Origin of the sequence: Kurthia sp. 11kri321 (assembly GCF_001534765.1) — a bacterium.
In the GTDB taxonomy this organism is placed as follows: Bacteria; Bacillota; Bacilli; order Bacillales_A; family Planococcaceae; genus Kurthia; species Kurthia gibsonii.
This window is the reverse complement of sequence record NZ_CP013217.1, coordinates 2,509,994-2,534,644: the sequence shown is the minus strand read 5'-3', so window position 1 is coordinate 2,534,644 and position 24,651 is coordinate 2,509,994. Positions and strand designations below refer to the sequence as shown.

The 24,651-nt window shown below is 38.1% G+C and carries 21 protein-coding genes; 20 read left to right on the top strand and 1 reads right to left on the bottom strand.

Features of this window, described 5'->3' with window-relative positions:
- Window positions 1-138 precede the first annotated feature (138 nt).
- From ASO14_RS12655 to ASO14_RS12600, 13 genes are all read left to right on the top strand, one after another.
- Entirely contained in the window at window positions 139-2,292 is a 2,154-nt protein-coding gene (locus ASO14_RS12655) for a heterodisulfide reductase-related iron-sulfur binding cluster (RefSeq protein ID WP_068455986.1), read from the top strand.
- A 160-nt stretch (window positions 2,293-2,452) separates the two neighbouring features.
- Window positions 2,453-3,637 carry an acetyl-CoA C-acetyltransferase gene (locus tag ASO14_RS12650; protein ID WP_068455984.1) on the top strand — a complete coding sequence of 395 codons (1,185 nt, stop codon included), beginning with the start codon at window positions 2,453-2,455 and terminating at the stop codon, window positions 3,635-3,637.
- Window positions 3,638-3,651: 14 nt separating this feature from the next.
- Entirely contained in the window at window positions 3,652-4,503 is an 852-nt protein-coding gene (locus ASO14_RS12645; protein WP_068455981.1) for a 3-hydroxybutyryl-CoA dehydrogenase, read from the top strand.
- Between the two features lie 88 nt (window positions 4,504-4,591).
- Entirely contained in the window at window positions 4,592-5,722 is a 1,131-nt protein-coding gene (locus tag ASO14_RS12640; RefSeq protein ID WP_068455978.1) for an acyl-CoA dehydrogenase family protein, read from the top strand.
- 18 nt (window positions 5,723-5,740) lie between these two features.
- Window positions 5,741-6,877, top strand: a complete 1,137-nt coding sequence (locus ASO14_RS12635; RefSeq protein WP_068455975.1) for an acyl-CoA dehydrogenase — start codon at window positions 5,741-5,743, stop codon at window positions 6,875-6,877.
- A gap of 101 nt (window positions 6,878-6,978) precedes the next feature.
- Complete coding sequence (gene icmF, locus ASO14_RS12630) at window positions 6,979-10,209, top strand: fused isobutyryl-CoA mutase/GTPase IcmF (protein ID WP_068455972.1); 3,231 nt, start codon at window positions 6,979-6,981, stop codon at window positions 10,207-10,209.
- A gap of 124 nt (window positions 10,210-10,333) precedes the next feature.
- Window positions 10,334-10,492 carry a hypothetical protein gene (locus ASO14_RS15135; RefSeq protein ID WP_165442706.1) on the top strand — a complete coding sequence of 53 codons (159 nt, stop codon included), beginning with the start codon at window positions 10,334-10,336 and terminating at the stop codon, window positions 10,490-10,492.
- Between the two features lie 76 nt (window positions 10,493-10,568).
- Window positions 10,569-11,138 carry a DNA-directed RNA polymerase subunit delta gene (gene rpoE, locus ASO14_RS12625; RefSeq protein WP_068455969.1) on the top strand — a complete coding sequence of 190 codons (570 nt, stop codon included), beginning with the start codon at window positions 10,569-10,571 and terminating at the stop codon, window positions 11,136-11,138.
- 348 nt (window positions 11,139-11,486) lie between these two features.
- Window positions 11,487-13,079, top strand: a complete 1,593-nt coding sequence (locus ASO14_RS12620) for a CTP synthase (protein WP_068455965.1) — start codon at window positions 11,487-11,489, stop codon at window positions 13,077-13,079.
- Between the two features lie 361 nt (window positions 13,080-13,440).
- Window positions 13,441-14,910, top strand: a complete 1,470-nt coding sequence (locus tag ASO14_RS12615; RefSeq protein WP_068455962.1) for a DUF6583 family protein — start codon at window positions 13,441-13,443, stop codon at window positions 14,908-14,910.
- Window positions 14,911-14,928: 18 nt separating this feature from the next.
- Complete coding sequence (locus ASO14_RS12610) at window positions 14,929-16,068, top strand: ABC transporter permease (RefSeq protein ID WP_068455959.1); 1,140 nt, start codon at window positions 14,929-14,931, stop codon at window positions 16,066-16,068.
- Window positions 16,065-16,949, top strand: a complete 885-nt coding sequence (locus ASO14_RS12605) for an ABC transporter permease (RefSeq protein WP_068455956.1) — start codon at window positions 16,065-16,067, stop codon at window positions 16,947-16,949. The genes ASO14_RS12610 and ASO14_RS12605 overlap by 4 nt, the downstream gene beginning before the upstream one ends.
- Window positions 16,946-17,614: an ABC transporter ATP-binding protein gene (locus tag ASO14_RS12600; protein ID WP_068455953.1), complete on the top strand. Its 669-nt coding sequence runs from the start codon at window positions 16,946-16,948 to the stop codon at window positions 17,612-17,614. The genes ASO14_RS12605 and ASO14_RS12600 overlap by 4 nt, the downstream gene beginning before the upstream one ends.
- Before the next feature lie 50 nt (window positions 17,615-17,664).
- Here ASO14_RS12600 and ASO14_RS12595 read toward each other — a convergent pair whose 3' ends face one another.
- On the bottom strand, window positions 17,665-18,183 hold the full coding sequence (locus ASO14_RS12595; protein ID WP_068455950.1) for a DUF2529 family protein: 519 nt from the start codon (window positions 18,181-18,183) through the stop codon (window positions 17,665-17,667).
- Between the two features lie 110 nt (window positions 18,184-18,293).
- Between ASO14_RS12595 and ASO14_RS12590 the strand changes: the two genes are divergently transcribed.
- From ASO14_RS12590 to rpmE, 7 genes are all read left to right on the top strand, one after another.
- Entirely contained in the window at window positions 18,294-18,653 is a 360-nt protein-coding gene (locus tag ASO14_RS12590; protein WP_068455947.1) for a response regulator, read from the top strand.
- Window positions 18,654-18,747: 94 nt separating this feature from the next.
- Entirely contained in the window at window positions 18,748-19,602 is an 855-nt protein-coding gene (locus ASO14_RS12585; RefSeq protein WP_068455944.1) for a class II fructose-bisphosphate aldolase, read from the top strand.
- A 96-nt stretch (window positions 19,603-19,698) separates the two neighbouring features.
- A complete protein-coding gene (fsa, locus tag ASO14_RS12580) occupies window positions 19,699-20,346 on the top strand; it encodes a fructose-6-phosphate aldolase (RefSeq protein ID WP_068455941.1) in 648 nt (215 codons plus the stop codon).
- Between the two features lie 16 nt (window positions 20,347-20,362).
- Window positions 20,363-21,643 carry a UDP-N-acetylglucosamine 1-carboxyvinyltransferase gene (locus tag ASO14_RS12575; RefSeq protein WP_068455938.1) on the top strand — a complete coding sequence of 427 codons (1,281 nt, stop codon included), beginning with the start codon at window positions 20,363-20,365 and terminating at the stop codon, window positions 21,641-21,643.
- 110 nt (window positions 21,644-21,753) lie between these two features.
- On the top strand, window positions 21,754-22,722 hold the full coding sequence (gene glpX / locus ASO14_RS12570; protein ID WP_068455935.1) for a class II fructose-bisphosphatase: 969 nt from the start codon (window positions 21,754-21,756) through the stop codon (window positions 22,720-22,722).
- Window positions 22,723-22,863: 141 nt separating this feature from the next.
- A complete protein-coding gene (gene rho / locus ASO14_RS12565) occupies window positions 22,864-24,147 on the top strand; it encodes a transcription termination factor Rho (protein ID WP_068455932.1) in 1,284 nt (427 codons plus the stop codon).
- A gap of 205 nt (window positions 24,148-24,352) precedes the next feature.
- Window positions 24,353-24,553, top strand: a complete 201-nt coding sequence (rpmE, locus tag ASO14_RS12560; protein WP_068455929.1) for a 50S ribosomal protein L31 — start codon at window positions 24,353-24,355, stop codon at window positions 24,551-24,553.
- Window positions 24,554-24,651 lie beyond the last annotated feature (98 nt).

Sequence of the window (24,651 nt, the reverse complement as noted above, 5' to 3'; positions counted from 1 at the left end):
AAAAACAGCATAATGCATGAAATTTGTTGACTGAATATCCATTCATAACCTACAATAGAAGTATATATATCGTTTCAAATATATGAAAAAGGTGGTAACAAAGGGGAAATAATAGGTTATCACAGGGGGGGAAGTACAATGAATGGTCTACTCGTTTTAAACTGGGTACTCTTTTTAGTAGTTGTTCTTTATGCAGTGTACCTATTTAGCTATCTTTTAAAAACAAGATACGATTTCATTAAGCTCGGTAAGAAAACAGAATTTGATCAGAACGTAAAAGCTCGATTACATAAAATCTGGGTGATGGTTTTTGGTCAAAAAAAGTTATTGAAGGATAAGAAAAGCGGTATTATGCACGTCATGTTCTTCTATGGCTTCATCTTAGTACAACTTGGCGCAATCGACTTCATTTGGAAGGGATTAAAACCAGGCTCACATTTGCCGCTTGGACCACTCTATCCATATTTCACATTCTTCCAAGAAATTGTAGCACTTTTAATTTTAGTTGCAGTCGTTTGGGCATTCTATCGTCGTTATGTTGAGAAGCTTGTCCGTTTAAAACGTAACTTCAAATCAGGCTTAGTATTAATCTTCATCGGTGGCCTAATGATTTCTGTATTAGTGGGTAATGGTATGGGGTTAATTTGGAACGGAGAAGACACAACATGGTCAGAGCCAGTCGCATCTGGAGTCGCTACAATCTTTAGTTTCTTCTCACCTGTTGCAGCAGCAGCTGGTTTCTATGCGATGTGGTGGGTTCACTTACTATTCTTACTCATTTTCTTAGTGTATATTCCACAATCAAAACATGCGCATCTAATTGTTGGTCCAGTCAACGTATATCTCAACCGTCTAGGTCCTGTTGGTAAATTAACACCAATTGACTTCAATATGGATGAGGAATCAGAAGATGAAGAAGAGATGCCTACATTCGGTGTAGGAAAAATTGAAGATTTTACACAACTGCAATTAGTCGATTTATATGCTTGTGTAGAATGTGGTCGTTGTACAAATATGTGTCCTGCAAGTGGTACAGGAAAAATGCTGTCACCAATGGACTTAATGTTGAAACTACGTGACCACTTAACGAATAAAGGTGCTGTTCAAACATCTCAAAGACCGTGGGTTCCAAGCTTCCTATTCAACCAGTCAAAAGGAAATCAATTGGCGATGGCAGGTGGAGTAGAAGGAGCAGTAGTAGAAGATATTTATAACCCATCATTAATTGGGGATGTCATCACAGAAGAAGAAATTTGGGCATGTACAACATGTCGTAACTGTGAAGATCAATGCCCTGTAATGAATGAACACGTAGAAAAAATTATCGACCTTCGTCGTTATTTAACGATGACAGAAGGTAAGGTCAACCCAGATGCACAACGCGCGATGTCAAATATCGAACGTCAAGGAAATCCATGGGGACTAAATCGTAAAGAAAAAGAAAACTGGCGCGACCAACGCCCAGAATTACACATTCCAACCGTAAAAGAAGCACAAAAAGCAGGCGAAGAATTCGAATACTTATTATGGGTTGGTTCAATGGGTTCATTCGATAGTCGCTCACAAAAAATTGCACTTTCTTTTGCTCACTTATTAAATGAAGCAAGCATTCCATTTGCGATTCTTGGTAATAAAGAGAAAAACTCAGGTGACACACCGCGTCGTCTAGGAAATGAATTCTTATTCCAAGAATTAGCAGAAGCGAATATTAAAGAATTTGAAAAAGCAGGCGTTACAAAAATCATTACGATTGATCCGCATGCTTATAATATCTTCAAAAATGAATACAGTGATTTCGGTTGGTCAGGTGAAGTGTATCACCATACAGAGCTACTAGCGAAATTAGTGAAAGAGAAGAAAATTGTTCCACAATATGAAGTGAATGAAAAAATCACCTTCCATGATTCATGTTATTTAGGGCGTTACAACGAAGTGTACGATGCACCACGTGACATTTTAAAAGCCATTCCAGGTGTGATATTACTGGAGATGGAACGTAATCGTGAAAACGCGATGTGCTGTGGCGCAGGTGGCGGTCTCATGTGGATGGAAGAACATGTAGGAAATCGCATCAATGTTGCGAGAACAGAACAAGCATTGGCAGTTGGACCTTCGATGATTTCAGCAGGCTGTCCATATTGCTTAACGATGTTATCGGATGGTACGAAGGCGAAAGAAGTGGAAGAATCAGTTGGCACATATGATGTAGCAGAAATTCTTGAGCGTTCTGTTTTCGGTGAACATACACCACCTCCGACAGAAAAAGAGGATGAAATAGAAGAAACTGTGTAAATCGCACAAAAAAACTTTCCTTAAAAATACATTTATTATATAATAAGGAAAAACAAACCTATTTTATTCGTAGGTTTTACAAGAGAGTGCGGAAATTCCCACTCTCTTTCTTTTGACAAGAACTTGAAAGCGCATACTTACAAAGAGAGAGGTTATGAACATGAATCAATCAGTTATTGTTAGCGGTGCTCGAACAGCTTTTGGCAAGTTTGGAGGCTCTTTAAGTTCATTATCCGCAAGTGATTTAGGCGGCATTGCGATTAAAGGTGCTTTAGAGGAAATTCACTTAGCTCCTGAAGAAATCGATCAAGTCATTATGGGAAATGTATTACAAGCAGGGCAAGGACAAATTCCATCAAGACAAGCAGCAGCAAAAGCAGGTATTCCTTGGTCGGTAAAAACAGAAACAATTAATAAAGTATGTGCCTCTGGTTTACGCAGTATTACATTGGCAGACCAGCTCATTCGTTTAGGTGATGAGAACATCATCGTAGCAGGTGGTATGGAATCTATGTCGAATGCACCGTACTATGTACCGAATGCACGCTTTGGCTTACGTATGAATAATGCAACATTAGTAGATGGTATGGTTTATGACGGTCTATCTTGCGCATTTGACCCAGCGCATGTTCACATGGGTACTTACGGAAATAAGACAGCGAAGGAATTAAACATCTCAAGAGAAGAACAAGATCGCTTTGCGGCACGCAGTCAAGAACGTGCAGTGGCTTCAATTGAAAATGGTGTATTTGAACAAGAAATTGTCGACGTCGTTGTACCGCAACGAAAAGGTGAAGACCTTGTCATTCGTGTGGACGAAGCGCCGCGTAAAGGAACTACAGTAGAAGTATTAGCGAACTTAAAGCCAGCATTCGGTAAAGACGGAACGGTGACAGCAGGGAATGCACCAGGTATTAATGACGGTGCATGTGCAGTCGTTGTGATGAATGAAGAAGAAGCAAACAAGCGTGGTTTAACACCACTTGCGAAAATTATTGGTCACGCTGAAGTTGGCGTAGAACCAGCAGATTTCCCACAAACACCAGGGTTAGTTATTGAAAAATTACTCGAAAAAACAGGGAAATCCGTAGATGAAATTGATTTATTCGAAATCAATGAAGCTTTTGCAGTTGTAGCTTTAGCGAGTAAGCAAATTGCAGGTTTAGATGAAGAAAAAATTAATGTAAATGGTGGAGCAGTAGCTCTTGGACATCCAATCGGTGCATCAGGTGCTCGAATTGTTCTTACATTAGCACATGAGCTAAAACGTCGTGGCGGTGGCATTGGAATTGCGGCAATTTGTTCAGGTGGCGGTCAAGGCGACGCGATTATGATTGAAGTATAAGGGGGAAGCGAGAGATGGAAATCAACAAAATTATGGTCATTGGTGCAGGGCAAATGGGTGCAGGGATTGCTGAAGTTTGTGCAACAGCAGGGTATGAAGTTCTTCTTTGTGATACATCAGAACAATCGTTACAAGCAGGTATTGCACGCATTACAAAAAACTTAGAAAAGAACGTATTAAAAGAGCGCATTACTATTGAAGAAAAAGATGCAATCTTAGCTCGTTTTTCACTTGAAACAACAATGGAACGCGCAAAGGAAATTGATTTAGCCATTGAAGCTGCAACAGAAAATATGGCGATTAAGAAATTAATTTTCAAAGACTTAGATGCGTTAGCACCAGAACATGCGATTCTCGCAACAAATACGTCGTCATTACCAATTACAGAGCTTGCAGCTGTAACTAAGCGACCAGAGCAAGTGATTGGCATGCACTTTATGAACCCAGTTCCAGTGATGAAGTTAGTTGAAATCATTCGTGGACTTGCTACAAAAGATGAAGTGTATGAAGCGATTGAAACATTAACGCATGCACTAAAAAAGACACCTGTAGAAGTAAATGACTATCCTGGTTTCGTTGCCAATCGTATCTTAATGCCGATGATTAACGAAGCGATTTACACACTGTATGAAGGAGTTGCTAGTGTAGAGGCCATTGATGATGTGATGAAGATGGGGATGAATCACCCAATGGGGCCATTAACACTTGCTGATTTCATCGGTTTAGATACATGTCTTTATATTATGGAAACATTGTATGAAGGGTTTGGAGATAGTAAATACCGTCCATGTCCGCTACTGCGTAAATATGTAGCAGCAGGTTGGTATGGTAAGAAGAGCGGTCGCGGCTTCTATGTGTACGAATAAGAAACCATCATCATCTAGAGATGTTTGGGGAACCAGATTCAAGCCATGAACAGCACGACTTGAAAAATTATGGAGGGAGAGTTCCATTATGGCGATCCAATTAACAGAAGAACAAGCAATGCTACAAAAAATGGTCCGCAATTTTGCACAAACGGAGGTTGCGGCATTCGTACCGAATATGGAAAAAGATGAATTTCCAACAGCCGTTTTAACGAAGATGGGCGAATTAGGACTAATGGGGATGACGACACCTGAAAAATACGGTGGTTCGGATATGGACTTTATCTCTTATATTTTGGCAATTCATGAATTATCTAAAGTAAGTGGAACAGTAGGCGTTATTTTATCAGTGCATACATCGGTTGCAACGAATCCTATTTTAAAATTTGGTACAGAGGCACAGATTGAAAAGTATGTTCCAAAATTAGCGAGTGGTGAATATTTAGGTTCGTTTTGTTTAACAGAGCCAGCAGCAGGTTCAGATGCGGCTTCTATTAAAACTTCTGCAAAAAAAGTAGAAGGTGGCTACGAACTAAACGGTTCAAAAGTATTCATTACAAATGGTGGTTATGCAGATGTCTATATCGTATTTGCAGTAACAGATTCAACTCAAAAGACAAAAGGAATTACAGCCTTTATTGTGGAGCGCACGATGGAAGGACTTGTAATTGGTAAAAATGAGGAGAAGATGGGGCTGCATGGTTCAAGTACGGTACAACTGACATTCGAAAACTTATTTGTTCCAGAAGAAAATATACTAGGTCAACTAGGCGAAGGCTTTACAATCGCGATGGCAAACTTAAATGTTGGACGAATTGGGATTGCAGCACAGGCTTTAGGGATTGCAGAAGCAGCACTTGAAGCGGCGATTGGTTATGCGAAAGAGCGACAACAATTTAATCAGCCGATTATTAAACATCAAGGAATTGCATTCAAATTAGCTGATATGGCGACATCTGTAGAAGCTGCGAAACAACTAGTTTATAGTGCAGCAGCATTATACGAACGTGGTGAAGACTGTAAAAAAGAAGCTTCAATGGCGAAATTATTTGCTTCGAAAATTGCAGTTGAAGTAGCAACTGAAGCTATCCAAGTTTACGGAGGCTATGGTTATTCAAAAGAATATCCTGTGGAACGCTATTTCCGCGACGCCAAAGTAACAGAGATTTATGAAGGTACGAGTGAAATTCAACGTTTAGTTATTTCAAAAGAACTTTAAAATCGGGAGGAAATGAATATGCAATTTAAATTATCAGAAGAACATGAGATGTTAAAGAAAATGGTTCGTGATTTTGCAGAGGAAGTAATCGCACCTTCAGCAGCAGAGCGTGATGAAGAAGCACGATTTGATCGTACGCATTTCGAACAAATGGCTGAACTTGGTTTAACAGGTGTTCCGTGGCCAGAAGAATACGGCGGCGCAGGAATGGATTATTTAGCGTACTGTATCGTTGTAGAAGAATTATCGCGTGTAGATGCTTCAGTGGGTGTCACAATTTCCGCTCATACGTCTTTAGCAGGTTGGCCGCTTTATAAATTCGGTACAGAAGAACAAAAGCAAAAATACTTACGCCCGATGGCAGAAGGTAAGAAGATTGGTGCTTATGGTTTAACAGAACCTGCTTCTGGTTCGGATGCAGGGGGTATGAAAACTGTTGCGAAAGAAGACGGTGACCATTACATCATTAATGGCTCGAAAATTTTCATTACAAATGGTGGTTTAGCTGATATTTATGTTGTATTTGCATTAACGGACCCGAATGACCGTCGTAGTACGACAGCATTCATCGTAGAATCTGACTTTGAAGGATTCTCTGTTGGGAAGAAAGAAGATAAGATGGGGATTCGTTCTTCACCAACAACGGAGATTATTTTTGAAAATTGCCGCGTTCCAAAAGAGAATATCTTAGGTGAAGTTGGTGATGGTTTTAAAATCGCGATGAAGACATTAGATGGTGGTCGTAACGGAATTGCAGCACAGGCAGTTGGTATTGCACAAGGCGCACTAGATGCGGCAGTTGCATATGCAAGTGAGCGTGTTCAATTCGGTAAGCCAATCATTGAAAATCAAGGTGTCGGTTTTACACTAGCAGATATGGCGACAGCAACAGAAGCATCACGTCTTTTAACATATCAAGCAGCGTGGTTAGAAGGAGAAGGTCTACCATATGGTAAAGCATCTGCAATGGCGAAACTCATGGCTGGTGATACGGCGATGAAAGTAACAACAGATGCTGTACAAGTATTTGGTGGTTATGGTTATACGAAAGACTATCCAGTAGAACGCTTCATGCGCGATGCGAAAATCACACAAATTTATGAAGGTACACAAGAAATTCAGCGTATGGTTATTTCACGTATGCTACAAAAATAATGAAGCAAACTGTATGATGTTGGGGCATTTATAGTGGGTGGTAGAAATTGAACAAGCATCAATCTCTACTGCCCTTCTTTTATATAAGGGGAGGTCATAGAATGGGAAAAGTGAAAAGTAAAAGTCCAGTTCGTTTTGTAACGGCATCAAGTTTATTTGATGGACATGATGTGTCCGTTAATATTATGCGTCGTATTTTACAAGCACAGGGTGCAGAGGTTATTCATCTTGGGCATAACCGTTCTGTAGAAGAAGTCGTCAATGCAGCGATTCAAGAAGATGCACATGGTGTAGCAGTATCTTCTTATCAAGGTGGACATGTCGAGTACTTTAAATACATGTACGATTTACTCAAAGAGAAGGGCGCACCACATATTAAAATTTGGGGCGGCGGTGGAGGTGTTATTCTCCCAGCCGAATTAAAAGATTTACATGCATATGGTGTTGCAGGATTATTCTCGCCAGAAGATGGCCGCCGTCTTGGACTAGATGGCATGGTGGCAAAGATGATTAATGATTCTGACAAGCCATTACCAGAAGATGATGTCATCGATTTAATACCAGAAGTTACAACTGAGAATGTACCGACACTTGCGAAGTTAATCACGTATGCAGAAAATGGCGCAAATGAAGCCTTTTTAGAGCAGGCGAGAAAGGCTTCAAAACATACACCTGTTTTAGGGATTACAGGAACAGGTGGTGCAGGGAAAAGTTCATTAACAGATGAATTAATTCGTCGTTTCCTTTCTGAATTCCCAGATAAAAAAATTGCGATTTTGTCAATTGACCCAACGAAGCAAAAAACGGGCGGTGCGCTACTTGGTGATCGTATTCGTATGAATGCGATTTTCGACCAGCGCATCTATATGCGTTCGCTTGCGACACGTGATTCACGTACAGAACTATCGCATGCTATTCGTGATGTACTTGATGTTGTGAAAGTCGCTGGGTTCGATTTAATCATCATTGAAACATCTGGTATTGGACAGGGTGATAATGAAATTACGACGATTTCAGATGTCGCAATGTACGTCATGACAAGTGAGTTTGGTGCGCCAACACAACTTGAAAAGATTGATATGATTGACTATGCCGACTTAATCGTTATTAATAAATTTGAACGTAAAGGTTCAGAAGATGCACTACGTCAAGTGCAAAAGCAGTATCAGCGTAGTCATATGCGTTTTGATGAGCCAATTGATCACATGCCTGTTTACGGTACAATTGCGAGTCAATTTAACGATAAAGGTACAAACGCATTATTTGCGGCACTTATTCGTACATTTAATGAGAAGATGGATTTAGATTGGCAAACAAGCTATGAAGAATTCGTTAAGACACAAAAACAAAATGTCATTATTCCAAATGACCGTCGTTATTATTTACGAGAGATTTCAGATACGGTGCGTAACTACCATAAAACAGCAGCAGAACAAGTAGATATCGCACGTCGACTATTTACATTACATGGCTCAATTGAAGCAGTGAAAGCAAATGGTGGAGATGAGGCGACAATCCAAGTTTTAGAGCAATTAGCTTTCCAAACAGAAGAACAACTAACAGCTGAATCACGTACGATTTTACGAAACTGGGAGCAGTTAAAAACGGATTATTCAGGGGATGAATATGTAACAAAAGTACGTGATAAAGAGATTCGCACAATTCTACGCACAGAAAGTTTATCAGGTACAAAAATTCCGAAAGTAGCCTTACCAAAGTATAAAGACTACGGTGAGATTTTAAACTTTGTCTATCGTGAAAATGTTCCAGGACAGTTCCCATTCACAGCAGGCGTATTCCCGTTCAAACGTGAAGGTGAAGATCCAAAGCGTCAATTTGCTGGAGAAGGAACACCAGAACGTACGAATCGTCGTTTCCACTATGTATCAAAAGATGATGATGCCAAACGTTTATCAACAGCTTTTGACTCCGTAACATTATACGGTGAAGATCCAGCAGAACGTCCTGATATTTATGGTAAGGTTGGGGAATCTGGCGTGAGTATTTGTACATTAGATGATATGAAAAAACTCTATGATGGATTCGATTTATGCGCACCATCTACATCGGTGTCGATGACGATTAACGGACCAGCACCGATTATTTTAGCGATGTTTATGAATGCAGCAATCGACCAACAAGTGCAAAAACGTGAAGAAGAGTTAGACAGAACACTGACCGTCGAAGAATTTATGGAGACGAAAGAACATACGTTGAATGTTGTGCGTGGGACGGTTCAAGCAGATATTCTAAAAGAAGATCAAGGGCAAAATACATGTATCTTTTCTACGGAATTTGCGCTACGTATGATGGGTGACATTCAGCAGTACTTCATCGACCATAAAGTTCGCAACTACTATTCTGTATCGATTTCTGGCTATCATATTGCAGAAGCGGGCGCAAATCCAATTTCACAATTAGCATTCACGCTGGCAAATGGTTTCACATATGTTGAGTACTATTTAAGTCGAGGTATGCATATTGATGATTTTGCACCGAACCTATCGTTCTTCTTTTCGAATGGTTTAGACCCAGAATATACGGTGATTGGTCGTGTTGCACGTCGTATTTGGGCGACAGCAATGCGTAATAAGTACGGTGCAAATGAGCGTAGTCAAAAGTTAAAATATCATGTTCAAACGTCTGGACGAAGCTTACATGCGCAAGAGATTAACTTTAACGATATTCGTACAACACTACAAGCATTAATGGCGCTACAAGATAACTGTAACTCGCTGCATACAAATGCATATGACGAAGCGATTACAACACCAACAGAAGGTTCTGTACGTCGTGCGATGGCGATTCAGATGATTATTACAAAAGAGTATGGCTTAGCGAAGAATGAAAATCCATTACAAGGTTCATTCATCATTGAAGAATTAACGGATTTAGTCGAACAAGCTGTATTAGAAGAATTCGATCGTATTAACGACCGTGGCGGTGTACTTGGTGCGATGGAAACACAGTATCAACGTGGTAAAATTCAAGAAGAATCCATGTTATATGAACATCTAAAACATTCAGGTGAATTACCGATTATCGGTGTGAATACGTACTTGAACCCAAATGAAGAGTCAGACGAATCGATTGATTCAATGGAAGTAGCACGTGCAACGAAAGAAGAAAAAGAGTTACAATTAAAAAATCTACGCACTTTCCAAGAAAAACATCGTAATGAAGCAGAAGAACAACTTAAAAAATTAAAGCATGTTGCGAAAACAAATGGCAATATTTTCGAACAGTTAATGGAAACAGTTCGTTATGTGAGTCTAGGACAGATTACAAATGCATTATATGAAGTGGGCGGACAATACCGTCGTAATATGTAGTAGAATGACACAACACCTCTTGCGTATTTCGATACAAAAGAGGTGCTTTCTTTTGTATAAGGACAAAATCATTATTTTTTTGTATAATGACAGGTAAAGAGTTTTTTTAAGGAGCGTTAAATTGATGAAGAAATTCGTTCCAGGTATCATTTTAATAGGACTATTGATTGCGACTTATTTCATGTATAATAAGCAACTGGGCGCAATTCCAATCTTATTGCTCTCATTTTATTTATTCTATATTGTTTACACGCGCATAAAAGTCAACAAAACAACTAAATGATTGTGGTACAATGTAGTACACTGCGTTTATAATAGTAACATCATACTTTATGTATTTAGGAAAGGACGTGCACGAATTGAACCTTCGTGAATTAACTGAAGAAGAATTATTAGAAGAATCGCTAGTCAACCTAGCTTATGGCTTATTAACTGAACAAAAGCAACCACTTGCTTTCACAGAAATCATTGCAGAACTTGAAAAATTAAATGCACGTACACCAGAACAAATGGATGCGTATTTAAACCAATTCTACACAGACATGAACATCGATGGACGCTTCATGGTATTAGCTGAAAATCGTTGGGGCTTAAGAGAATGGTATGCAATTGATCAAGTAGAAGAAGAGATTGCACCAACTGTTAAAACACATAAGAAAAAAGTAAAAGCGGCATTATTAAATGACGATTTATTATTAGATGATGAAGAAATCGAAATCGACTTAGACTTAGTTGAAGAATTCGACGCATATGATGATGACGATGACGACGAAGATGATGACGATTTAGCAGTTCTAGATGTCATTGATGAAGATAAAGATTTAGATGAAGACGAAGAAGAATTAGAAATCGACATCGAAATTGATTTAGATGAAGATGAAGATGAAGATGATTTAGAAGAAGACGAGGAAGAAGAAGGTTTTAAATAATCTCGTTTTAAAAAAGTGCGAATTTCTTATAAGGAATTCGTACTTTTTTTCTATATGAATTGATAAAAAAAGCAACTTTCCGAAAAAAATAATTATCATCTTTAAAAATTTTTTCTGTCAGCGAAATACGGTACAAAAGGAATGAAAGCCCTTCCTAAAATAGCACTTTTACGTCATAACGACAAAATTCTTGACTTACAACTGCAAAAGTAATACTCTTTTATTTGGGCTCCCTTAAAAAGGAGATTGACCGTGTAAATACGACGCTCCCCCTGCAAAATTGCAGGATGGGGGCGTTTTTTCATTTTACAAAATGATTGGAATCACATTACTAAGGAGGTAGTCAATTTGACTAAATATATTTTCGTAACAGGTGGCGTCGTATCATCTTTGGGTAAAGGGATCACAGCAGCATCACTCGGTCGTTTATTAAAAAATCGAGGTTTAGAAGTAACTACACAAAAATTTGATCCTTACATCAACATCGACCCAGGCACAATGAGTCCGTATCAACATGGTGAGGTATTCGTAACGGATGATGGTGCAGAAACAGATTTAGACTTAGGTCACTATGAACGTTTTATTGATATTAACCTTGGTAAACATTCGACTGTTACGTCAGGTCGTGTCTATGCAACTGTGTTGAAAAAAGAGCGTCGCGGTGATTATGAAGGTGGAACAGTGCAAGTTATTCCACATATCACAAATGAAATTAAAGACCGTATTCAACGTGCAGGGCGCGAAACGAATGCAGATATTGTCATTACAGAGATTGGCGGCACAGTAGGTGATATCGAATCATTACCGTTCCTAGAAGCGATTCGTCAGTTAAAACGTGATTTAGGTAGTGAAAATGTATTGTATTTACACTGTACATTAGTACCGTATATCGCAGCTTCAGGAGAATTAAAAACAAAACCAACACAGCACTCTGTAAAAGAGTTACGTTCATTAGGTATTCAACCAAATATTTTAGTCGTACGTTCAGATCGTTCTGTTCCACAAAGTATGAAAGAAAAAATTGCGCTATTCTGTGATGTACATGCACATGAAGTAGTAGAGTGTGTAGATGCAGAAAGCTTATATGATATTCCACTAGCACTATTAGAACAAAATTTAGATGGCATTGTATTAGACCATTTTGGTATGGAAGCGCCAGCAGCAGATATGATGGAGTGGACAGCTTTAGTTAATCGTGTGAAAAATCTATCTAAAACAACAACAGTGGCATTAGTCGGTAAGTATGTCGAATTACAAGACGCTTATATCTCAGTAGCAGAGGCATTAAAACATGCTGGTTATGCACATGATGCTGACATTAACATTCAGTGGATTAATGCAGAAGATGTAAATGCTGAAAATGTAGCATCTTTATTATCAAAAGTTGATGGTATTCTTGTACCGGGTGGTTTTGGAGATCGCGGCGTAGAAGGTAAGATTGAAGCGATTAAATATGCACGTGAGAACGATGTACCATTCTTAGGTATTTGTTTGGGTATGCAAATGGCAGCTGTTGAATTTGCACGTAATGTTTTAGGATTAGATGATGCGCATTCTGCTGAATTAGATGCAGATACAGCACATCCAATTATTGACTTATTACCAGACCAAGAAGATGTAGAAGATTTAGGCGGTACATTACGTCTTGGTTTATATCCATGTAAATTAAAAGAAGGTTCACGAGCAGAAGCAATCTACGGAGAGTCGTTAGTATATGAACGTCATCGTCACCGCTATGAATTTAACAATGCGTATCGTGAGGCGATGGAAGCAGCAGGTCTTGTATTCTCAGGTTTATCACCAGATGGTCGACTAGTAGAAATTTTAGAATTACCTGAGAAGAAATTCTTTGTGGCAGCACAATTCCACCCAGAATTTATCTCACGTCCACAACGTCCACAACCTTTATTCCGCGACTTTATTGGCGCAACAATGAAATAATAATGAAGAAATAGTTGCTAGAACATCTGTGTATAAACATCATTTTCTATAGGTATCAGAAAAAAACGGAATCGTGCTGTGGCGCGGTTCTGTTTTTTCGTTGCGAACTCTAAAAAGAAACATGAATATTTTGTTCCGAACACTATTTTAGCGGGAGAAATATCTCAGTCAAAAAAATATTAAAATTAAAACATTTGAATTCGAAATAAGGGTATAGAGAAAATAAGATTGTGCATTAGAAGGTATTTTAAGTATAGAAATGCTCGTTTAAGTAATAAAATTCTATATTTATGATAAAATCTATTTCTAAAAAAAGGGATATTAGGTATGATGAGTATATTAAAAATGTGAGGTGGAAGTTTTGACAAAAAAAGCAATCGCCATCGTCGTTGCGTTAGTCGTACTAGTTGCAGCTGGTGGTTTTGGCGTATATTACTATTTTACAAATACGCCAAAGAATAAATATTTATTAAGTGAAAAGAAAAGTTATGAAGATGTAAGCAATTATCTTTCTGAACGATACAAAGATGAAATGGCGTTATCAAATAAAATGCCAAATGAGTCTTACAAATCGAGTATTACATTAGGTGCTGAATTACCTGAAACACTTACAAGTGGTCTTGGTATTCCGGCAGATTTAATTAAATCATCAAAAATTGAATTAAGTGCAGCACATGATCCGAAAAATAGTGCATCTCAATTGGCAATTAATCCGACAATTGGAGATAGCAAGATGGATGCATTCATTTGGAGTGCAGACGCTAAATATCAATATTTACAAGGTCCAATTCTAAAGAACCCGCTACAATTCAATAATGATCAATTTATTGAAGGACTTGAAAAATTAACAGGGGAAAAAATGAGTACTGAAGATGGTTTAACGAATGATACATTAAACCTAAACAGCATCATGAGTACACCGATTTCACAAGATGAGCTAAATGACTTAGTAAATCGTTATATGAAATTCACAATCGACCAATTAAATGATGACTTATTCAAAAAAGGTAGCGAAGAGGTCGACGTATTCGGTAAAAAGCAAAAGCTTGATACAATTACATTAGACATGAAAAATACAGATGTGAAGAATTTAACAATTGCAGTTGTGGAAGAAGCATCGAATGATAAAGATTTACAAAAGCTATTAAAGCAATCAGATGCAACAATTGATGTGAAAAAAGAATTACAGACAGCTTTAAAAAGTTTAAAAGAAACAAAAGCAGCAGATTTCCCAGCGATTAAGTCAACAATTTATGTCGATGGTAAAACAATTTTAAAACGTGATATCGTAATTGGTATTGATGAAGAAAAATTACACATCGTCGCTGATACAAAAGTAGACAAAGAAGTACAATTAAAAGTTGTTGGAACAGACAAAGAACAAACAGGTACATTAACAATTGAAGGTTCATCAACAGGTTCAAAAGACTTTAAAGATGACTACACAATTAAATTATCAGACCAAGATACACCGATGTTTGAAATTCAACTGACAAATGATGAAAAAGTTGATGGTAAGAAGCGTACGAATGCGATGGCTCTGAACTTTACAGCTCCAGATGAAGATCCATTCAAAATTACGTACGATCAAGAGATGACAACAGATGTTAAGAATAATAGCCAAGACTCAAAAGGAACAGTTGCTTTTGATGTACAAGGTGAAAATATTAAACTATTTGTAGATACAAAAACAAAATTAAAAGAACCACTTAAACTAGACGTTCCAAACGCGAAAAATGTGAACGACATGACGGAAGATGAAGTAATCAAATTACGTGAAGAAGTAACAAACGTATTTGCTTCGTTATTTATGGGTTTAGGCGGACTATAAAATAGGAGGAGTGTGTAAATGTCAATCATGAACTTAATGGGCATTTACCACTCTTTTTTATTGAAAAAGTGGTATGTGCTTCTCTATGTTTTAGCGCTTATTGGACTCATTTTAGCTGCACTTTTATGGTTCAACACCCATCAACAAAAGGAGACAATCCTACAACTTGGTATTGTTGACCAAGATCAAACTACCGAAACGAATATGATTTTACAAGCAGTCGGTAAGGGGGAGGAGTTCTCAAATCAATTTAAGCTCAAACCCTTTACGAATGAAGAAGCAAAACAAGCTTTAGAAAATCATAAGATTGACGGTTATATTGTTTTAAAAGAAGGAATGACGAAAGCTTTTTATAAGAATGGAGAACTACCAATTCACGTCTATACATATGACGAAACATCTGTTCAAAGTATTGTGATTCAGCAATTGGCAGATTCCGTATATAGTCGCTTGATGTTAGCAGAGAGTGGGATTCTAACTTTCGCAGAATTCCAGAAAAAAGCGACAGATGAAGAATTCGTTTCGATGATGATTCGCTTACTCGTGACGGGATTAGACCGTCAAGGTGCATTTGAAGTGGAAGAAGTGAAGACGTATCAACTATCGACTTATGTACTCGTAAGTGCGTACTTCTTATCAATTCTGATTATCTATTGGACGGTTTCGACATTACTGCATATGAATACATCGCAAGCATTACAACAGCGTCTACGCCTCTACCCATTCGTTCAAGAACGTTTGATTTTATCAAGAGGATTATTTGCGACAACCGTGACAGTTCTTTTTTCAATCATTATGACAATCTGCATTGTTCCATTTACGGCATTCGAAGCCTATAATAGCTTGTATTTAATAACGACATTACTTAGTTATATTTTATCAATTTTCTTCTTATTTACGCTATGTGAATGGGTTCGCTTTTCGATTGGAAAATGGCTTATCTTACTCTACCTACTCGTGTTCTCAGGTGCAGTTATTCCAACACTTTATACACAGCAGTGGCATATGAAAGAAAATCTATTTGCCCAAGTATTTCAACGCATATTAGATTTACTACATGAAAATTACATTACCGACTTTACATTTGTTTTTTATATACAGATTAGCAGTATTGTTCTCATATGGTGTGTTGTGTTAGTTTGGAGGAAATACCGATGAAAAAACAATGGATTTTATATGGATTAACTTGTATCGCAGTCGTTTGCCTTATTGTCTTATTTGAAAAAAGCCAACAGCAAGTATTTAAAATTCCGATACTCATACAAGACGAAGACAAGTCTAAACAGTCAAAAGAGTGGGTCAAGTCAATTCAACAATCGGATTACATCGCTGTTCAATCCTTATCAAACGCGGAAGAAGCGACTGAAAAAATTCGTTTGAATGAAGCGAGCGTGGCACTCATCATTCCAAAAGGCTTTTCGACAAATTTAGCTTCGCAAAGTACGAAAGGAACAGTTCGCCTTGTGCAAGCAGATGGTTTAGTCGCGTCCATTGCAACAGAATTAATCAGTCAGGCACTCTATAAACAGCAAATTCCATATATGATTAAAGATGAACTGAAGAACAAAGAACCGATTGAGAAAATTGAACAAGCCTATGAAAAGAACGAACCAAAGAATCAACTGCAAAAAGCGACATCTACTACACGAACGACAACAGGAAGCTTATTCAATACATTCTTTATGTGCGGGCTCATTTTCTTGTTGAGTTTACAAGTGATCTTTTTACGAAGTATGCGACAATTTAATGTATTCAATCGACTGAAATTATATCGTTTCGCTTGGTTGAAATTAATTAGTAGATATAGCGTATATTCACTCCTCTTTGTGTACATACTCGGAAGTGTGAGTGTATGGATTCTACAAGTACAATCGCCACTCATCGTAAATCTACTCTGGTTAATACCGAGCCAAATCGTACTCGCATGGCTTTTCTTTTTTGTTAGAACGAACAGTCATATGCTTTGGATGACGACGCTCTGGACGATTGTGTATAGTGTCATTTATATCGGAACACAGTTGATGGGAGGGATTATATGATTGCAATTGAACAGGCTACAAAAGCATTTGGTAAAAAGACATTGTTTCACGACCTTAACTTAATGTTTGAGGAGCAAAAAGTAACCGTTCTGCTCGGAGAAAATGGTGCAGGGAAGTCAACATTACTGCATATTCTTGCGGGACTTGAACACTTGAATACAGGGCGTATTTTATATCAAAATAGTCCGATCACTTCGAAACAAATACATGAAATCATCGGTTTTGTACCACAAGAAATTGCGCTTTGGGACCATCTGACAGTACAGCAAAACATTCAATTTTTCAAAAAGCAAAAAAAAGGCGCCATCTCTGACGAACAAATTAAGCGTTATTGTGAGCAATTACATCTCGTTGATTTACATCAGCCTATTTCAAAACTCTCGGGCGGTACGAAGCGTAAAGCTAATCTTTTAATCGGCTTATTACACCAACCGAAGTTTCTCATTTTAGATGAACCAACTGTAGGGATTGATTTAAAATCACGTTATGAAATTCAAGCACTCATTCGACAATTAAAGTCGACTTGTACAATTGTCATGACGACACATCATTTAGACGAAGTAGAAGCAGTAGCTGATTACATTATCACGATAGGAAAAGATCCTTTTTACAAACAAGTCTTGCAAGAAAAAGGTTTGCCATTCATAGAAGCAAATGAAGTATAGTAAATAAAAAAGGGGCTGGATTTACATCCAAGCCTCTTTCTTCATTTAAATTATTCCCCGTCAACCATTTCATCATAGGCAATTTTTATCGCTTCATAAATGAATGAGGCAGCGAGTGTATGCGGTACGACAATACGCTCACCCAAGTCATTCGGTAGTAAACCTTTTCGAATGCCCATTGAGATATACGTATAGGCATAATCCGCCATTGCACCAGCGTCTTCTGCTTTTTCGGATGTCACGACACCGAAAGGAATGAATTGTTCATACAGTTTTTTTGCAAAAGCAAGTGCTTCAGGGTGATCTGCATGACGTGTAAAGATACATACACGATCTTGCTCGGTAAGTGTAATGGAATCATTCCATGCATGTAAATTCGTAAACTTCTCCTCTGCATGTAGTGCATTCATCTCAATCGCATGTAATTCATCATAACAAACAAAGAATACGCGACCATGTCCAAACGTCGCTTGCGCAAGAAGGCGTGCTGTCTCTTCAATTGCTTCTTCTTCCGAGCCACTAATTCTTTGGAATAAACCATTTAACTGCGTTGTTAACATTTTTAACATTCTTTTTTCACCTCATAAGTTATATTATAATATGGTTGAAATAGAATGTAAAAATAGGACTGAATCATAGATTTTGGGGAATATATAAGTAGAGCTGTTAGGAGAAAAAAATGAAGAAAATATTAATTGTAGATGACCAAGCAGGAATTCGCCTTTTATTAAACGAAGTATTTAAAAAAGCCGGCTATGAAACCTATTTAGCCGCAAACGGTTTGGAAGCGATTCGTTTTTTAGAAAATATCATCATGGATTGTATGTTGTTAGATATGCGTATTCCCGGAGCCAATGGTATTCAAATCTTGAAACATTTGCAAAAGTTAGGTCAAAAGATGCCCATTATTATGATGACAGCTTATGGTGAGCAGGATTTATTAGATCAAGCAAAAGAACTTGGTGCTACACATTACTTTACAAAGCCATTTGATATTAAAGAATTGCAAAATACCGTCAATAATTTGTTGGAAGATTAGGGTGACGAGGTAGAATTAGGGATTTTTTTTTGATAAAATAATAATACAATGTGCTGACTGATATGGCACGCATCCTGAAGGAGGATTTTATATTATGGCTTTAGTATCGATGACAGAAATGTTAAACAAGGCAAAAGAAGAAAAGTATGCAGTAGGACAATTTAACATCAACAACTTAGAGTGGACACAAGCAATTCTTCAAGCAGCAGAAGAAGAAAAATCACCTGTAATTTTAGGCGTATCTGAAGGCGCTGGTAAATACATGGGCGGTTTTGTAGCAGTTGTGCACATGGTTAAAGGGTTAATGGAATCTTACGGTACAACTGTGCCTGTAGCCATTCATTTAGACCACGGCTCAAGCTTCGAAAAATGTAAAGAAGCTGTAGATGCAGGTTTCACGTCTGTAATGATCGATGCATCGCACCACCCATTTGAAGAAAATATTGAAATTACACATAAAGTAGTGGAATATGCACATTCAAAAGGTGTTTCTGTAGAAGCAGAATTAGGCACTGTTGGCGGTGACGAAGATGGCGTAATCGGTGGTATCATGTACGCTGATCCTGAAGAATGCCGTAAGATGGTAGAAGCAACAGACATCGACTGTCTTGCACCAGCACTTGGTTCAGTACACGGACCATACAAAGGTGAGCCAAACTTAGGTTTCAAAGAAATGGAAGAAATCTCGAAATTAACGCATTTACCACTAGTATTACATGGTGGTACTGGAATTCCAACTAAGGATATCCAACGTTCAATTTCATTAGGAACAGCTAAAATTAACGTGAATACAGAAAACCAAATTGCTGCTACAAAAGCAATACGTGAAATTTTAGAAAACGATAAAGTTGTCTACGATCCACGTAAATTCTTAGGTCCAGCACGCGAAGCAATCAAAACAACAGTGATTGGTAAAATGCGTGAATTTGGTAGTTCACAAAAAGCATAATTCCTATTCAATTTAATATGAAGTATAATGTAGGAGAAGTGTGGATTTTTAAAATTCATGCTTCTCCATTTGTCATATTTTCAGGGGGAAAACATAATGAAATTTTTTATTGATACAGCAAACTTTGATGAGATTAAAGAAGCACATTCATGGGGGATTATTTCAGGTGTAACAACAAACCCATCACTTGTAGCAAAAGAAAAAAACATCTCATTCCACGATCGTTTAAAAGAGATCGCAGAATTAGTTGATGGTTCAGTATCTGGTGAAGTAATCTCACTTGATGCAGAAGGTATGATTAAAGAAGGTCTAGAACTTTCAAAAATTCACCCGAACATCACAGTAAAATTACCGATGACACCAGCTGGTTTAACAGCTTGTTCAACTTTAACAAAAGAAGGCATTAAAACAAATGTAACGCTTATTTTCTCTGCAAACCAAGCTTTATTAGCTGCACGCGCAGGCGCAACATATGTATCACCATTCATTGGACGTTTAGATGATATTGGTCAAGACGGTGTAGAATTAATTCGTGAAATCGCAGAAATCTTTGCCATCCACGAAATTCCTTCTCAAATCATCGCAGCATCAATCCGTCATCCCCAACACGTAACACAAGCTGCATTAGCAGGTGCACATATTGCAACAACGCCATACAATGTGTTAGCACAATTATTTAACCACCCGTTAACAAACAAAGGTATTGAAGGATTCATGAAAGATTGGGCAAATAAAGATCAATAAGCAAGGAGATTTCTAAATGGACGTTTATAAAATTCAAGGTCAAAAACGTCTGCAAGGAACCATTAAAGTGAGCGGCGCTAAAAATAGCGCTGTCGCTTTAATCCCTGCATCGATTTTGGCTAGTTCTCCAGTAACAATTGAAGGATTACCAGAAATTTTAGATGTGTGGACGTTGAAATCTTTACTCGAAGAAATCGGTGGACAAGTCACATTTGAAGATGGCGTGATGTCAATTAATCCTGAGACCATGATTGATATGCCGCTACCAAACGGTAATGTGAAAAAGCTACGCGCTTCATATTACTTGATGGGTGCGATGTTAGGTCGCTTTAAACAAGCAGTCATTGGACTTCCAGGTGGTTGTTACTTAGGACCACGTCCAATTGACCAACATATTAAAGGATTTGAAGCACTTGGCGCAAAAGTGACCAATGAGCATGGCGCTATTTATCTACGTGCAGATGAATTAAAAGGTGCAAAAATTTATCTAGATGTAAGCAGTGTAGGTGCAACAATTAATATTATGTTGGCAGCTGTGCTTGCAAAAGGACAAACAATTATTGAAAATGCTGCAAAAGAACCAGAGATTATTGATGTGGCTACGCTTTTAACGAGCATGGGCGCAAAAATTAAAGGTGCTGGCACGAATGTGATTCGTATTGACGGTGTTGAAAGTTTAAGTGGTACAAAACATACGATTATTCCAGACCGTATTGAGGCAGGTACATATATGATTATGGCCGCAGCAATTGGTGATGGAATTACAATCGATAATGTTATCCCGCTTCACTTAGAACCCATCACAGCAAAATTACGTGAAATGGGCGTAGAGGTACAAGAATATGAAGAAAAAATTCATATTCCAAAAGTAGAGAAGTTAAAATCAGTAGACATTAAAACACTTGTTTACCCAGGCTTCCCAACAGACTTACAACAACCATTCTCCGTTTTACAAACACAAGCACATGGTACATCTGTTGTAACAGATACGGTGTACTCTGCGCGCTTTAAACACATTGCAGAATTGAAGCGTATGGGAGCTACAGGTCAAGTAGAGGGTCGTTCATCTATTATTAAAGGAGCAACACCTTTGACTGCGGCATCTGTAACAGCGACAGATTTACGAGCAGGCGCAGCGCTTGTTATTGCAGGTTTACTGGCTTCAGGTGAAACAGAAATTCACGACATTTATCATATTGAGAGAGGCTATAGTGGCCTCATTGAAAAATTGCGTGGTTTAGGTGCTGTTATTGACAAAGTTACATTAACAAGTGCCGCTGTAACAGAAGAAAAATAGTGAACAATTTGTTGAAAACAGCACTATAATTTTCTCACTGTGCTACAATAGATTTGGTTTAAACCATTCCACTATTAAGAAAAAGTGGCAAACGGGAGGAACAGTAAAAGATGAAACGCAGTTTATCAATGGAAGTAGTACGTGTAACAGAAGCAGCGGCAATCGCATCAGCAAGATGGATGGGCCGAGGATTAAAAATCGAAGCAGATGATGCAGCAACAACAGCGATGCGTCAAGTATTCGACTCAATTCCAATGGACGCAGTAGTAGTAATCGGTGAAGGTGAAATGGACGAAGCGCCAATGCTATACATCGGTGAAAAATTAGGTTCAGATCCAAATGGACCACAAGTAGATATCGCAGTAGACCCACTTGAAGGTACGAATATCGTAGCAGCTGGTAGCGGTAATGCGTTAACAGTACTTGCAATTGCAGATAGAGGAAATCTACTTCATGCACCAGATATGTATATGGACAAAATTGCGGTTGGACCAGAAGCAGCTGGAAAAATCGACATTAATGCATCTGTAACAGATAACTTAAAAGCTGTAGCAGAAGCAAAAGGCAAGCATATCGAGGATGTTGTAGCAACGTTGTTAAAACGTGATCGACACCAAGCAATCGTAGACGAAATCCGTGCAGCGGGAGCTCGTATTAAATTCATTAATGACGGCGACGTAGCAGCAGCTATTAATACAGCATTTGATGAAACAGGTGTAGATATTTTATTCGGTACAGGCGGTGCACCAGAAGGCGTAATCGCAGCAGTAGCTTTAAAATGTCTAGGCGGAGAATTCCAAGGTCGTTTAGTTGCATCGAACGATGAAGAAATCGCTCGTTGTGAAAAAATGGGAATTGAAGTAAACACAGTTTTATACATGGATGATTTAGTAAAAGGTGATGACGCAATCTTTGCAGCGACAGGTGTAACAGATGGCGAATTACTAAAAGGTGTTCAGTTCAAAGGTGGACACTGTACAACAGAATCAGTTGTAATGCGTGCAAAATCTGGTACTGTCCGTTTTGTAGAAGGTCGCCATAGTTTAACGAAAAAACCAAACTTATACATGGAAGACTAAACAAAACTTTCTCATTCTACTTATATAATTGCTCGGCAGCGCAAGCTGTCGAGCCCTTTCTTTCTATACATCTCTTTTAAATTCCCATGCATTGCATATAAAATAAATAAAAAAATAATATAAGAGTGGTGTTGAATAAATATGCCGGCATTAACAATTTCACAACTTGAGGATATGAAACTCAAGGATCTTTATGCGCTCGCAAAAGAGTATAAAGTATCTTATTATAGTAAATTAACGAAAAAAGAATTAATCTTTGCTATTTTAAAATCAAGAGCTGAACAGGAAGGATACTTCTTCATGGAAGGGATTTTAGAAATCGTCTCACAAGAAGGTTTCGGATTCTTACGTCCAATTAACTATTCGCCAAGTTCTGAAGATATTTATATCTCTGCATCTCAAATTCGTCGTTTTAGCTTACGTAATGGAGATAAAGTAACGGGTAAAGTACGTCCACCAAAAGAAAACGAACGTTATTATGGTTTACTACACGTAGAAGCAGTAAATGGTGAGAATCCTGAGACTGCAAAAGAACGTGTTCATTTTCCGGCTTTAACACCACTATATCCAGATCGACAAATCAAACTAGAAACAACACCGACGAAATTATCAACACGAATTATGGATTTAGTTGCACCGGTTGGTTTTGGACAACGTGGGTTGATTGTAGCGCCACCAAAAGCAGGTAAAACGCTATTATTAAAAGAAATAGCGAATGCCATTACAGAAAAGTATCCTGAAGCTGAATTAATTGTTTTATTAATCGATGAACGTCCTGAGGAAGTAACAGATATTGAGCGTTCTGTTCAAGCGGATGTTGTCAGCTCGACATTCGATGAATTACCTGAAAATCATGTAAAGGTAGCAGAATTAGTATTAGAGCGTGCGATGCGCCTTGTGGAACATAAACGTGATGTCATTATTTTAATGGACTCGATTACACGTTTAGCACGTGCTTATAACTTGGTTATTCCACCAAGTGGACGTACACTTTCAGGTGGTATTGACCCAGCTGCCTTCCATCGTCCAAAACGATTCTTCGGTGCTGCACGTAATATCGAAGAGGGCGGAAGTCTAACAATTTTAGCAACTGCTCTAGTTGATACGGGTTCACGCATGGATGAAGTGATTTATGAAGAGTTCAAAGGTACAGGGAACTTAGAATTGCACTTAGATCGAAATTTAGCAGAGCGTCGTATTTTCCCAGCGATTGATATTCGTCGTTCAGGAACACGAAAAGAAGAATTACTCATTCCAAAAGAACAATTGAATAAGTTGTGGGGAATTCGTAAAACATTTGCGGATGCACCTGACTTTACAGAGAAGTTCTTGAAAAAACTACGTACATGTAAAACGAATGAAGAATTTTTTGAAAAGCTTGATTCAAGTATGAAAAAAGCAACGAATGGTAAAGGGCTTATTTAATCTTACATAATAGAGGCTCAAAACATTTTATTTATGTCATATCGAGAAAAATAAATTGCATTCAAATAAGGTCTTTGTTATAATTTGATTCATGATGCAATCATTACGTGTTGCATATGCGACAGATGATTCTGGGTCGTGTAAGGCAACAGTTTGATATTAACTACTCTGTTCCAGATGGTTCAGGGCGAGAGGAGAAACAAACATGAAACAAGGTATTCACCCAGATTACAAAGAAGCAACAGTAACTTGCTCTTGTGGTAACACTTTCAAAACTGGTTCAGTAAAAGAAAACATCGTTGTCGAATTCTGCAACGAATGTCACCCATTCTACACTGGCCGTCAAAAATTCGCGTCTGCTGATGGACGTGTTGATCGTTTCAACAAAAAATACGGTCTTAAATAATTCAACTCGAATTATTAAAATACCTGCTAGGCGCTTCGTCGCTTAGCAGGTATTTTTCGTTTTATATAGGTGTGGATTCCCATTCGCGCGTGGAATAG

Excerpts from the sequence above, each read along its gene's own strand:
- ASO14_RS12655 (WP_068455986.1), top strand. The coding sequence starts at position 139 with ATGAATGGTCTACTCGTTTTAAACTGGGTACTCTTTTTAGTAGTTGTT.
- ASO14_RS12650 (WP_068455984.1), top strand. The coding sequence starts at position 2,453 with ATGAATCAATCAGTTATTGTTAGCGGTGCTCGAACAGCTTTTGGCAAG.
- ASO14_RS12645 (WP_068455981.1), top strand. The coding sequence starts at position 3,652 with ATGGAAATCAACAAAATTATGGTCATTGGTGCAGGGCAAATGGGTGCA.
- ASO14_RS12640 (WP_068455978.1), top strand. The coding sequence starts at position 4,592 with ATGGCGATCCAATTAACAGAAGAACAAGCAATGCTACAAAAAATGGTC.
- ASO14_RS12635 (WP_068455975.1), top strand. The coding sequence starts at position 5,741 with ATGCAATTTAAATTATCAGAAGAACATGAGATGTTAAAGAAAATGGTT.
- icmF (WP_068455972.1), top strand. The coding sequence starts at position 6,979 with ATGGGAAAAGTGAAAAGTAAAAGTCCAGTTCGTTTTGTAACGGCATCA.
- ASO14_RS15135 (WP_165442706.1), top strand. The coding sequence starts at position 10,334 with ATGAAGAAATTCGTTCCAGGTATCATTTTAATAGGACTATTGATTGCG.
- ASO14_RS12610 (WP_068455959.1), top strand. The coding sequence starts at position 14,929 with ATGTCAATCATGAACTTAATGGGCATTTACCACTCTTTTTTATTGAAA.
- ASO14_RS12605 (WP_068455956.1), top strand. The coding sequence starts at position 16,065 with ATGAAAAAACAATGGATTTTATATGGATTAACTTGTATCGCAGTCGTT.
- ASO14_RS12600 (WP_068455953.1), top strand. The coding sequence starts at position 16,946 with ATGATTGCAATTGAACAGGCTACAAAAGCATTTGGTAAAAAGACATTG.
- ASO14_RS12595 (WP_068455950.1), bottom strand. The coding sequence starts at position 18,183 with ATGTTAAAAATGTTAACAACGCAGTTAAATGGTTTATTCCAAAGAATT.
- ASO14_RS12590 (WP_068455947.1), top strand. The coding sequence starts at position 18,294 with ATGAAGAAAATATTAATTGTAGATGACCAAGCAGGAATTCGCCTTTTA.
- ASO14_RS12585 (WP_068455944.1), top strand. The coding sequence starts at position 18,748 with ATGGCTTTAGTATCGATGACAGAAATGTTAAACAAGGCAAAAGAAGAA.
- fsa (WP_068455941.1), top strand. The coding sequence starts at position 19,699 with ATGAAATTTTTTATTGATACAGCAAACTTTGATGAGATTAAAGAAGCA.
- ASO14_RS12575 (WP_068455938.1), top strand. The coding sequence starts at position 20,363 with ATGGACGTTTATAAAATTCAAGGTCAAAAACGTCTGCAAGGAACCATT.
- glpX (WP_068455935.1), top strand. The coding sequence starts at position 21,754 with ATGAAACGCAGTTTATCAATGGAAGTAGTACGTGTAACAGAAGCAGCG.
- rho (WP_068455932.1), top strand. The coding sequence starts at position 22,864 with ATGCCGGCATTAACAATTTCACAACTTGAGGATATGAAACTCAAGGAT.
- rpmE (WP_068455929.1), top strand. The coding sequence starts at position 24,353 with ATGAAACAAGGTATTCACCCAGATTACAAAGAAGCAACAGTAACTTGC.